Origin of the sequence: Pseudocitrobacter cyperus (assembly GCF_039889165.1) — a bacterium.
GTDB lineage: Bacteria > Pseudomonadota > Gammaproteobacteria > Enterobacterales > Enterobacteriaceae > Pseudocitrobacter > Pseudocitrobacter cyperus.
Genome location: NZ_JAYMYY010000007.1, coordinates 79,842 through 91,824 on the forward strand (window position 1 = coordinate 79,842; position 11,983 = coordinate 91,824).

At 47.4% G+C, this 11,983-nt stretch carries 8 protein-coding genes and 1 pseudogene; 5 read left to right on the forward strand and 4 right to left on the reverse strand.

Going from position 1 to position 11,983, the window contains the following annotated elements; all coding sequences use genetic code 11:
- Positions 1-208 precede the first annotated feature (208 nt).
- From VSR74_RS19385 to VSR74_RS19405, 5 genes are all read left to right on the forward strand, one after another.
- Positions 209-1,042: a TnsA endonuclease N-terminal domain-containing protein gene (locus tag VSR74_RS19385; RefSeq protein WP_171932753.1), complete on the forward strand. Its 834-nt coding sequence runs from the start codon at positions 209-211 to the stop codon at positions 1,040-1,042.
- On the forward strand, positions 1,033-3,165 hold the full coding sequence (locus VSR74_RS19390) for a transposase (RefSeq protein ID WP_171932752.1): 2,133 nt from the start codon (positions 1,033-1,035) through the stop codon (positions 3,163-3,165). The genes VSR74_RS19385 and VSR74_RS19390 overlap by 10 nt, the downstream gene beginning before the upstream one ends.
- Positions 3,162-4,601, forward strand: coding sequence for an AAA family ATPase (locus VSR74_RS19395; protein WP_171932751.1), 1,440 nt, complete (start codon positions 3,162-3,164; stop codon positions 4,599-4,601). Before VSR74_RS19390 ends, VSR74_RS19395 begins: the two co-directional genes overlap by 4 nt.
- A 42-nt stretch (positions 4,602-4,643) precedes the next feature.
- A complete protein-coding gene (locus tag VSR74_RS19400) occupies positions 4,644-5,492 on the forward strand; it encodes a TniQ family protein (protein ID WP_171932750.1) in 849 nt (282 codons plus the stop codon).
- 304 nt (positions 5,493-5,796) lie between these two features.
- Positions 5,797-6,777: a hypothetical protein gene (locus VSR74_RS19405; protein WP_347796223.1), complete on the forward strand. Its 981-nt coding sequence runs from the start codon at positions 5,797-5,799 to the stop codon at positions 6,775-6,777.
- A gap of 580 nt (positions 6,778-7,357) precedes the next feature.
- On the opposite strand, the gene VSR74_RS19410 is transcribed toward VSR74_RS19405, so the two are convergent.
- The 4 genes and pseudogenes from VSR74_RS19410 to VSR74_RS19425 all read right to left on the reverse strand — a co-directional run bounded on the left by VSR74_RS19410 (position 7,358) and on the right by VSR74_RS19425 (position 11,874).
- On the reverse strand, positions 7,358-8,545 hold the full coding sequence (locus tag VSR74_RS19410; protein ID WP_347796224.1) for an OmpP1/FadL family transporter: 1,188 nt from the start codon (positions 8,543-8,545) through the stop codon (positions 7,358-7,360).
- Positions 8,546-8,643: 98 nt separating this feature from the next.
- Positions 8,644-9,750: a DUF4056 domain-containing protein gene (locus VSR74_RS19415; protein ID WP_171932360.1), complete on the reverse strand. Its 1,107-nt coding sequence runs from the start codon at positions 9,748-9,750 to the stop codon at positions 8,644-8,646.
- Between the two features lie 44 nt (positions 9,751-9,794).
- Positions 9,795-10,732 (reverse strand): annotated as a pseudogene (locus tag VSR74_RS19420) (hypothetical protein).
- A 26-nt stretch (positions 10,733-10,758) separates the two neighbouring features.
- Positions 10,759-11,874, reverse strand: coding sequence for a BamA/TamA family outer membrane protein (locus VSR74_RS19425; RefSeq protein ID WP_347796225.1), 1,116 nt, complete (start codon positions 11,872-11,874; stop codon positions 10,759-10,761).
- Positions 11,875-11,983 lie beyond the last annotated feature (109 nt).

Here is an 11,983-nt window from a genome sequence, read left to right on the forward strand (position 1 = left end):
TTTGTGCGTACTTACTAAAAGTAAGTTTAGGTGTTAGCGTATTCAAACACAAGACAAACCAATGGAGACTTGTACAGAGACAATAAAGTTGTATATTAAGCGCCAAAGTTGTAAATCAATGGGGCAAAAATGACACTAAAGTTGTATACTTAAATTTGAGTTAGGCTCACTTCATGCAACTTTTATAATTTTCGCGGTAATACTTATCATGAGTCGTCAACGAAGGCTTAGGTCTTATGAGGATTACGAAAAAGCACTCAGCAAAGGTGTCGGTTCGGGTCAACTCCAGGATTACCAGCCCTGGCTGAGGGTTCAGGATGTAAAATCCCACGGTAATCGTTCTTTGATCTTTGGCCTGAAAACCCTGCGAAATCACCACGTCATGTCCTCTATTGAAAGTGATTTCTTCTACCAGGCTGAATTCAACGATTCTGTCATTGATATCCGCGAGCAGTTCCCCCTCCTTCCCCTTAATCTCACCGAACAGATAGCCGGACACATCGGTGTAAAGCATCCTCTCGTCAGAGGGGTAAAAGGCCCTCCGGTTCTCTACGTGATGACTACCGACTTTCTTTTAACGGTTAAGGACCCTGCCGGAGGCATTAAATACAAAGCCTTTGCGGTAAAACCTGACTGTATCCCTACCCTTCGGATGGCAGAAAAATTAGAAATAGAACGCCTTTTCTGGGCTCTGCATGACATTGAATTCAAGGTGTACGTTGGCTCTGAATTAAACAGGATCAGGAGTAAAAATATTGCATGGATAACATCAGCCATAAGAATTGATACGGCACACTATGAACACCTGCCCTTCGATGACGTTGTCCAGGCATTGCAGCCAGGTGACTATGCTTTAGAAGCCCTCTGCTCGTCTCAGGCCCGGAGACTGAATGTCGAAGGCAGCGACATTATGACCATCATTCAGGTGGTTATCGCCAAAAAGCTCATTCTGGTTGATTTAACCACCCCCATACCTGAACTCGGCGTTCTTCGTGTATTAAGCAACAGCTATCATCAGAAGGTGAATGAACGATGGGTATAACAAAAAACAGCGTCTGGGAAAGTAACAGGCCTTATGAGCTGAAGCGTGGCTTATACCGGGTTCTGCACATCGATGTTGATCGGGATGCCATAATTCTTTTTGAGCTTCAGGAAAGACGTATAAGCAAACCCTTCATATTTTCATTCCAGCGCTTTCGCAACATGGTAGAAACGCGGACCGTCGGACGCACCCGTTTCGTTCTTCCGTCTTACATGCTTGTTGATGAAGGAGATATCGACCCGCTAAGTAAAAGAAAGCGGGATGAAAATTATCAAATGATTTTACCTCTCATCAGCGATAACACGTTCCTCTTCGAATACGCCCTGTCTAAGCGCTCGGCGGCGCTGGTAAAGTACGCGTCTGAGAAGGGCGTAAATTCACTTCATCTCCGAATGTTACTGGTTCTTTACTGGCGTTATGGTCAGAACATTTATAGCCTTCTCCCCGCCTACTCTAAAAGCGGAGCACCTGGAAAAGAACGTAAAACTACGGCCTTGCCTCTCGGCAGTAAGAAAAAAAATCGGGTATTGCCGATGCAACGCGCAAGTACGTTCTTAATGAAAGATACTGATAAAAAGAATATTGTTAAGTCTCTCAGGAAGTACTATCTGAAGGTCAACGGATATTCACTTACTGAAACCTATAAAAAATATACCAGTGACTTTTTCAGGGACGAAACTGACAGAGCCAGGCTGGCAAACGAAGCTCCCCACATCCCCTCTCTGCGGCAGTTTCAGTACTGGTCAAAAAAACTCATCTCCACCGGAACGCGGATCCGCTCAAAATCTACCGTATCGAATTTCTTACAGAATCAGCGCGCCCGCACAGGCTCCGCAGCGAACACAGGTACGCTGCCAGGAGACGTATTTGAAATCGACGCCACTGTTGCCGATGTGCATCTTGTCTCTGCTCTTAACAAGACAAGCGTGATTGGCCGACCTACCATTTATACGGTAGTAGACCGCGCAACAAGAATGATTACCGGCGTCCATGTCTCGCTCTACCATGCCTCATGGAGGGCGGCCAGGCAGGCTCTGGCTAACTGTTTCATGCCCAAAAAGAATTTTTGCAAACTGTTCGACATCAATATTTCTGAAAGGCTATGGCCATGCTCGCACGTCCCGGTAAAGCTGATATGTGACAACGGTGAAATGATAGGTCTCCAGCCCCAGGATAAGGTCACGCCGATGACTGCGCTTGAAATTGCACCTGTCTACCGGGCTGACAGAAAAAGTGTGGTTGAGAGGCGATTCGGGATTTTAAATCAGAAGGCAATCCATCCCCTGCTGGGCTCAACACGGGGCGGTAAAATTATCAAAGGAGAGCCGTTACCCGCATCGCGAGCCTGTTTGACGTTGCAGGAAGTCACCAGAACAATAATTCTGGCTATTCTTGAGCATAATCAGTCCATCTTTAAAGAGCTGGCGTACATAAACCCTCTCCTGATCGAGCATGACCTTGTGATGTCCCCGTTGAACAGTTGGAAAATCAGCCTTAAAAAAAGCAGGTTTAGTGCCCATACGATTAATGAAGATGAAGTCATTTCGCGACTTTTACCGCCGGAACAAGTCAGCATCACCCCCGGCGGATTACAGTACGGTAATCTTTATTATGAGTGTGATGACGACCTGGCTTCAGCTGCACGGGTGTTTGGTCAATCCCGTTGCGATGCCCGCATCGATGATAATTGCGTTGACCATATCTATGTACGTCTCGATAAAAACAAACCGTTTTCTAAGCACCGACTGCTTGAGAAACGGAATATTTTTAAAGGAATGCCTCATCTTGAATCTGATGTGCTCGCCGACTGGATTGACCTGCAGTATGAAAAATCGCCCGTGACGCCGGTCACCCACCTCGTAAATGACTATGCTGAAAAATTAAACGAGACAGGGCTGCAGCGGCTCAGTTCTCTCAGGGAGCAGAACAGAAGCCGAACGAAGAACATTTCCAATAATAAAAAGGAGGAGCTCAGGAGAAACACTGACGCTTTGAAACCTGAAACTCAAAGAGTTCATCTGACTACAGTCGAAAACATCTCTCTGCTCCCGGGCCCAAAAGAAAAGGAACAGTGGCTGGCAAGGCAAAAAGGTCACAAGGACGCTCAGGAAGATAAAAAATGAAAAAAGTCATCGCACAGTATCGTGAGGCCATTCTTCCCGAGCACAGAGGTAACCCGTTAATCGAAGCGTTACCCCCGATGCTTGATGAACAGGAAATTTTGCTGGCTTTCAGCCATTTTCCTCCGCCTGATGAACATATCCGATGGAGTGGCTCAGCTTCTGTCAGGAGGCATTATGTTGACCGTATTAAAAATTTTCGCTGCCCCCAGACGTGCTACACAGAATGTTATAGATATCTTGAGAGAGTAATCCGGGACGGATACGCCGCAAGAAACCCTCTTAAAAGCAGCACTCAGCAATACCTGCATTACTACGCGGATGAACGACCAGATATCGAGCCTGAGGATGGCTATTTCCATCCCAGTGCCGATACTGTAACTATTGTCGGGAACAGTGGTTCGGGCAAAACGACGATGCTGGAACAGGTTCTTGGTTATTTTCCTCAGGTTATTGAGCATACAGAGTACAAGGGTACTATTCCCGGTGTCTCTCATCAGGTCATCTGGATAAAGGTTAATTGTCCCTATAATGCCAGCGTCCGTGACCTATGCGAATCCATCCTTGCGATGCTTGATAATGTTCTGGGTTCAGACACAACGAAACCGGCAACCAGAAACGGATCGCTGGCACGGCAGATAGCTCAAAAGATTAAATCCTCTTTTCTCGGTGTTCTGGTTATTGATGAAATGCAGCGGCTGAAGTTCTCACGCACAGGAGGTGAAGCCACACTGATTGATTTCCTGCACGAGATTGTTGATTCGCTAGGCGTTTCGCTGGTTTTTTGTGGCAATCACCCGTTTGAAGAAACCCTCTCTAAAAAACTCAGGATAGCAAGAAGGGCTGAATCCGGAGGCTTTATGATAATTTCAGCGCCGGGCTACAATACCCCAGACTGGCAGTCTTTTATTACCTATCTCTGGCCGCTCCAGTGGACGAACGTGGAGACACCGTTAACCCGGGAACTCAACGAAGAGCTCTTTTTGCTTTCCAGAGGCAATCTTTCCGTCGCACAACTTATTTACAGAAGGGCGCAAATGCAGGTTATTGGAAGCGGTAATGAGGTCATCAATAAAGCCGTGCTCAGGGCGGCCGTTCCCCCCCTGTCAGCACGCGCAGAGGATTTTACCGATATAACAACTTTTCTCTCAGCCCCTGATCCTGTTCCCGGTAAGCCTGACACACACAGGATAAACTCTGTTTCAGAAGCGATAAATGACGACGGTAGTGAGTCATCATGCTTATTGATTACAGGGGATTTGACCCGGCCCCAGCATACTGAGCTGTATGATAAGACGATGGATGCACTCAAATCATTCGAGGATAAAATCACCCGTATAAAATACCGTTCGGTATTTCGAAGCCTTTCTGCAGAACAGGAAAATTTCGGCCGCTTAACCGCTTACGGCTTACTGTGCACTGACCCTTCGCTGGAGTAAAAGCTATAATGTAAATAGTCACAGTCATTTCCACGGTGTTCTATGCGCATTTTGCCCGCCCTGCCGGAGGAAACGCTTTTCAGCCGCTGCGTAAGAACGCGGGACGTTAATGGCATGACGGCGGAGCATTTTTTCAGGTCATTTCTCAACAACATCGCGCATTCTCTACATCCCTCATTAACCACATCGCTGAATATTCTTACTGAGAGTACAGCAGAGACCGGGCACGAACTATGGTTAAACCAGACGCTGGTCCCGCTCTACGCATGGGCCTTACCAGAATACCGAGCTGAGCTTGAGGACCTGACCATTTCAGCCGCCAGGTTACATACGCTGTGTAAATTATGCCGTTTTACAGAGCATTACACTGCCGTGTTAAAGCACTGTCCGGTGTGTGTGCACGCTGATATCAGGAAATATGGTGTGGCATACTGGCACCGACAGCATCAGATATCAGGCGTAACATCCTGCCATCATCATCAGGTCAATTTAAATCATATCGCTGACCCCAGACTTTCTTCACTGCATCTGCATTTCCCATACAACAGGGAAAAAATGATTTCACTCAGTGGGCATGATGATTTTGAATTTGCGAAATTCACCGCTTCTGCGCTGAGCCTGATATGTCAGTCAGCGCCTGGCTTTGTCAGCTATGATGATTCCCCACTGATTGCAGGATTTTTACACCGTCTCTCAGCAAAAAACGCCCCAACGCTCTTTGAGAAGATCAATCATCTGGCCAGCCGGTCAGGAAATACCTGTAAAGCCCTTTTTCCTGTTCGGACAAACATGGTTAGTCAGTGGAAAGCCTTACTTTACAACCCTTCACCGCAGCCGCCTGCCAGAACCTTACTCCTTTTATATTGCCTTCATCAGTTAAAGCTAAGCTGACTGTATCCTGAAATCTGGCACCCACATAATGTATGCTGGCCTCAGGTTAACGCCGGGAGAAACCAGAAGTAAATAACAATCCTAACGGGCTGAGCTATTACAGAAGGTGCCTAATACTCACAACCCCAGCATTAAAAATGCACATGAGTAAATTATCCCAAGGTTAATAACAACAGACATGCAACGCTTCACAAACATTTCCCCTACCTGTAAACAGGCAACTATCTATATGTAAATACTTACAAAGCAAGGAGGTTTTTTGATATAGTTAATGACATTGCTCTGAAATACACGTGAGGTTTAAATGTTATTAAGGACAGCATATCAGCCAGATGAAACGCTGCACAGTTTCATCTTCAGAGTCTGCATGGTTAACGGTGTCGAACAATATGCCGATTTGACTGACAATAAAGGTCACTGGAGATTTAACCTAAAGCTTAGCGAACAAATAAGACAATACTTTATGAGTTATAGCGACCGGGATATACTTACGCTTGGTCAAAACTCCGGTCTCATCAGAAAAAACACAAACACTTTCGGTAATCCGTTGGAATATATGTTAGTTATAAAAAAACTATATTCCATTAAAGGAGACTATAACAATATTTCCGGTAGTCATCCCGTCAATTTTTGTATCGACTGCATCAGAGATTCGTTAAGGGTCAACGGATATGGCTTTTTCAAGGCAGCATGGATGCGGAAATGGACCAATTTTTGCGATATCCATAATAAACCTCTAACATTCTGCCCGGCCATACCGGCCAGATATTCGCATGAAGTAATAAAACAAATTTTGAGAGGAGAATATCCTCAGGGCAGCTTTAGTGAGCTTTACCGTAGCCAGATTCTAGAAGAAACCCCACCTTTAAACTACGTAATGATAAATGAGGTTAATTCAAGCGAATACAAAAAAGCTGATTACATACACCTGGCTATTTGCCTAAAAAATGCCATCCGAAATTTCATAAACCATACATCCAAATGTAGTTTACACATATTTTATTTACTTGATTTCTACAGGGAAAGAGGCAAATGGCGGCCTTACAGAAATATTTATAATATCGAAGAATATGAGGTTGCGGTTATGATAAAGGCTTTATTTAACGAAAGAAACAGGTTATTCCTTGACTTTTGGCATGAAAATGCAAAAGCAACAACCCTCTATGGCGGGATTTTCGAATATAAAGAGGTATCAGAAACGCTTTATATTTATAAAGGGACGGACAAATGCGGTACATGTAGTTCCCTGAACTGCCCGGTAAAGGCACCTAAAAGCGAGCCGTGACTGTCTCTTCTAATTCAGACGGCACAATCGCACATTCGTTATATCTCATTAGACCCCATCACTGCCTACTCACCGTGACGGGAACCTGATTTCCTACTGATTATGTTGGCCTTATTTCTCTTACTGGATAGAAAAGTAACTTTAAACAGATTCAGCACCGTAGCAATCCTTGATAGAATATAAATGCTATTCAGCACTACATCGGTTTTGGCACCGCAGTCGAAACTTAATTTCATTCACGTTACACATCCCAGATTTATATAGACCTACAGAAAATTCCTCAGCGGACAATTGATTGTTGACTTGGCATGTAAATCTGGATATTCCTAATGAGCTATGAGGAGGTGGAGGTGCGGACGTTACAAATTTTCTGTCACAAAGTTTGTTCGCGCAATCTATCTTGTTTCAAACCATGTTGATGGTTAGTAATTTCATTATTATTAGCAGACAACAATAAATTATCTAGGGTAAAACCAATCAGCTGAAACGTATTTGATCATATCTCTGTTTTCCAATTTTGTAGCCGCTGTATGGCCATTTCTGACGCCCCGATACCGCCTTCCCTGGCTGTGGCCTGAAATCAGAACTGGTAACTGTAGTTTATGCTCGCAAACCACAGATAGGGATCATCGTAATGGCCTTTTAAGCTCTCGGGCGACTGGACGCGAGAGGACTGCATATGTAAATAAGAGACGGCGAAACCAATATTACTTTGCGGCGTAACCTGATACTGCGCGCCAGTGGCGAAGCGCCATTCATCGCCAGTCGGTAGAGTAAGTGCCACGTCACTCTGGGAATCATAAATAGTACTGTCAAAGGCTACACCCGCGTTTAAACGCCATTGTTCTGTAGGACGGTACTGAACGCCAAGCGCGCTATGCCAGGAGTCTTTCAGGCGACTCTTTTTATCGAGTTCCTTGCCGTTAACGGTGATTTGCGGCGCGCCGAACTGACTCCAGTCCTGCCAGCCAAGATCGCCCATCACTGACCATTGTTTATTCAGGTCATGCACCAGACTCAACATGATCTGTTGCGGCGCACGCACCTGAGCGGAAATGGGAAGATCATATTCAACGTTTGGTAAATTCGGGAAGCGTGCTTTACCGTCAATATCAAAATCGTATTTGGTTTCACTGGTCCAGGTGATACCCGCACGGGTCTGGTCAGTGACATCAAGTAACAGGCCAATACGGTAGCTCATGGCCCAGTCGTGATCCTTCTCTTTTTCGTTATTGCCTCCTACGTCTCGTGTCAGGGAAAGAAAACCGTAGTTTACGTTGACAGAACCACCCAAGGAGAGCCTGTCATTGAGTTTATAGGCCAGCGACGGGCTTAAAGTCATGCCAACCATGGTGCTTTTGGTGATGAGACGATCCCCAGTCCAGTCGCCAAAATCAATGCCCAGCCCATAGTTGCCGTAAAGACCAATACCCGCATAGAGCGCGTCATTCATTTTCTGGGTATAGAATGCACTGGCGTTGGGGAAAAAACGCATGACATCCCCAGGGCTTTTTCGACCATTTTCATCATCAAGCTGATAGGAGATATCGCCGTCCATCGCCTGTAGTCCCCCCGTGAACATGCGATCCGGCAATCGTGTCATGCCCGCAGGGTTAGTCACAATGGTAGAAGCATCCTGCGCGCGTGCAGCCTGGCCCGCCCCCGCCAGAGCGGTATCCTCTGTTGCAATTTCATAAAAATAGAGACCACTGGAGTGGGCTGACTGCGAAACGAACAGGCCCAGACAGACTAAAATAGGTTTATTCATTTGCCACCTGCTTATTATCATCATTATCGAAATATTTATTGTCACTACAAGAATAGAATGCGACGTTCAAATAACCACTGAAAACAAGCCTGAACTCTTTATTTTTCTATCCTTTCGAGTTGAGTTTTGTCAGCCTCACTGGCCTTATTCGCCAGCATCTGGAATAGAGCAGGATCATAATAGTTTTTCGGTCTGGGGAGGGACTGCATTGATGCCCCGGGATAGAGTTGCAATTCCCCTAAGCGTGACAATAAATGCCCTGTCACGACGGCAGGAAACGTGAGCATGAAGGGTTTCGATCTCTCATAAGAGACCGGCGTCGGCAGGCGATTATGCGCCAGGTTATAATTTCTTTTTAAAACAAGGAATTTATCCGGTACTCTGCGTTGGCTGTTCCACCAGTCACCGTCCAGTTCGCGAAATTTCCTTTCAGTTTCAGTTTGTGTGGCTACGCCGAGTTGAAGCAGTGCTTGTTTTAACTCTTTTTCCATTGCAGCGTTATAGCTATCTACGGAATCCGTTTCGCCCTGCAATATCACGTTAATAGCAATTCGCGCACCCAGCAGGTTGGAGTAGAGATCTTCCGGTGAAAAGGCGGAGATTTCTTCTGAAAATCCGGGGACAGACTGGAATCCATACCACTGCGCTATTTCATGCCACTGGGCCAGTTGAAACGCAAGATGGCCTGCCAGCCAGGCTGCCAGAGTATAGCGCTGAACCATGGACGCGGGGGGCGTAAAGTCCAGGAGCTGGATACGTCTTACGCCAAGTTCTTCGCTATAAAAAAACCGCCACGGCCGCCCAAGTTTTGGGTAAAGGCGCGTGAAAAGGTAGAAGGTGTTATCCGCCGTATCGCGTACATGGGCGATATCGATAAATCCACCGCGATGGGTGTAAATCAGACCATTTTTTTCTTCACTCAGACCAACGATATTTTTCACCGCCCCCAGCGCGCTGTCGTTATAGTGGTGACGCCCCAGCGTTTCCAGCGATAAGACATTGCCGATTTGATAGACCGGAATGGGTACTCCCATCGCCCGGACGCGGAGATCATAGCCAAACGCGCAGCACGGGCGCAGCGATTCTGGAGCGCTGAGATGGCTGACCACCGGATACACCTTACGTGCATGTTTAACTGGGAGAATATGTTCTTCAGCATGGGCCATGCCGGAAAGAAGTAAAATAAAAATGAACCATTTTGCCATTCAGAACGCCTCTGCTATCTGATAATAGAAACCCGAACTTTTCATCAGAATCGGTATTCGCCCGCGATAAAGAAGCTGTTACGTTCATTAAAACCAATCTCCGTCAGCACGTTGAATTGAGGTGTTATTTCATACTGGGAGCCGAGCAACATGTTCCAGGGCGCGGTCAGCTTCTGTTTAACATCGAAACGCCCGTTATCATTCTGGTTCACGGTATTGATGAGCGGTTGCAGCTCTGCTGGCATGTGGAGGTCAGAAAGACTACCCCGGAACTCCTGCTGAACGTTCTGGTACATACTGCCGACCCAGAGACTCAGGTGAGATTCCCCAACCGGTCCCTGGAAGCGAAAACGGTATCCCACTCGCGGCGAGACCGTCAGGGCCGAAATTTTACCGTCGAGAATATCGAAATCGGTACGGGTATAGTTTGTGTCGACCAGTGCGAACCAGTTTTCATAGCCGCCAGCCAGCGTGATCCCACTCCCCCACGTCTGCCTTTGAAATCGAGAATAAAATCAATATCTTTAAGGTCACCTCTCTTGTTGAGCTGATGCACAGATGACGCGATAAGACGATCGACTCCCGTATAGCGCGAGGGGTCCGCATCCACAGACACCTTCGACACCGATGAGCCACGCGTGTGGCCTACCAGCCCATAAATATTCAGGAAAGGAAACACCCACATATCGAGGCGTAAATTTTCTGTTTTACTCCTTTCGCGGGTGCTGCCAGCATCAATATTGAACATATCGGTAGGTATGGCATGGTTTCCCAGGGCCAGTCCGGAAAAACTCATGCTGTCGACGTCAATGTTCTGACGCATGTTCATGTAGCTGACATTCACGCCGAAGGGTAAAGGTATCGAATAACCGCGTGCTTTGGCCTCATCTCCCCAGATGGGAAACGTCCGCGAATCACTCTCTTCAGCCAGGGCTAACCCCGATGCCAATAACAGCGGCAAGAAACTATAAGCCCTTATCATTCTTACTCCCGATCAAAATGCTCCGGCTACAGCCCGGAACCAACGTTGAAATAAACCGCCTGCTCATGGTCGCTAAAGGCAACATCAATACCTGTATGCAGACCGTACTCTTTAGCGATTAAATAGCGGAAACCTGCTCCCCAGGCGACTTCCGCCGTATTATAGAGATCGCTCGCGCTGTCTGCTGCGCTTCCAGCTCCAGCAAAACCCAGAACCACCCAGCGCGGCGTTGCCTGCCAGGCAAGCTGTGTTTGCACTGTACTGACATTCTCGCCCTGATAGCGATAGCGGGAGATTCCGCGAAGTGCAATGTAGGGCCGTGCCATCGGCGGCAGGTGCTGCTGCGAGTGAGACAGTTTCTGGTAGTTAGCCGCAATGGAGAGGGACCAGCGTGGTGAGAGGGGAATAAAATATTTACCGTCGAGGGTCATTAGGTCGTAGCGATAATCGCCCCCAAAATAGTGACCGTAAAACTGATATTCACCGCTGAGGGAGACGCCCCGACCAGGCCAGAAGAAATTATCGGTAGTATCATACTCAACCAGGATCCCCAACCCCGACGAGGTGCTGGTCTCCCCCAGTACCCGTTTCCATGTTTTATCGATAACCGGATTGCTGGGGGCGGAGATCGACATCTCCGCCCAAAACTGCGATGCACCAACGAAGAACGGCGTATTGCCCACGCGAAACAGGAGTTTTTGCATCCCGCCATAGCCGCGGGTTTCGGCTTCAACCGAGCGGTTGCTGCCAAATCCGGCGATGTCGCCCGAGTAGATGTCCAGATTGATATTGGCGTAGCCACCCGCGACAAGGTAGCGTATTCGATCGTCCTGCCACGTATGGCGGTGCCCCCCCCCGACAAACCGGGTGCCGTTCTGCGTGCCGCCGCCGCCAAAGGCGGTCATCGCGGGTGGAATAAAACGGTGGCCGATCTCCTTACCCTTACCATGTAGAAAAAGCCCAAACAGGCCACCGCCGTAACCTACAGCAGGTTCAGTAATCACTACCGGTATCGGCAGGAATCCATAAGGATTATCCTGAAGATAATGGCTCATATCCACCATGCCATCTTCTGGATCGATCATACCTGCCGCACCGGCGTTAAAGGCCAGCAAGGCGAGCGCCAGTAAAAGCCGGCGCATCAGGTCCCGACCTGAGGAGCACTGGAAGGGGTGTTGTACGCTTTTTGTTCAGGCACCATTTTCATCCTCACGAATACAGGTAAGGAATACTATTATTTTTCAGTGAGTA

Excerpts from the sequence above, each read along its gene's own strand:
- VSR74_RS19385 (WP_171932753.1), top strand. The coding sequence starts at position 209 with ATGAGTCGTCAACGAAGGCTTAGGTCTTATGAGGATTACGAAAAAGCA.
- VSR74_RS19425 (WP_347796225.1), bottom strand. The coding sequence starts at position 11,874 with ATGCGCCGGCTTTTACTGGCGCTCGCCTTGCTGGCCTTTAACGCCGGT.
- VSR74_RS19390 (WP_171932752.1), top strand. The coding sequence starts at position 1,033 with ATGGGTATAACAAAAAACAGCGTCTGGGAAAGTAACAGGCCTTATGAG.
- VSR74_RS19410 (WP_347796224.1), bottom strand. The coding sequence starts at position 8,545 with ATGAATAAACCTATTTTAGTCTGTCTGGGCCTGTTCGTTTCGCAGTCA.
- VSR74_RS19405 (WP_347796223.1), top strand. The coding sequence starts at position 5,797 with ATGTTATTAAGGACAGCATATCAGCCAGATGAAACGCTGCACAGTTTC.
- VSR74_RS19395 (WP_171932751.1), top strand. The coding sequence starts at position 3,162 with ATGAAAAAAGTCATCGCACAGTATCGTGAGGCCATTCTTCCCGAGCAC.
- VSR74_RS19415 (WP_171932360.1), bottom strand. The coding sequence starts at position 9,750 with ATGGCAAAATGGTTCATTTTTATTTTACTTCTTTCCGGCATGGCCCAT.
- VSR74_RS19400 (WP_171932750.1), top strand. The coding sequence starts at position 4,644 with ATGCGCATTTTGCCCGCCCTGCCGGAGGAAACGCTTTTCAGCCGCTGC.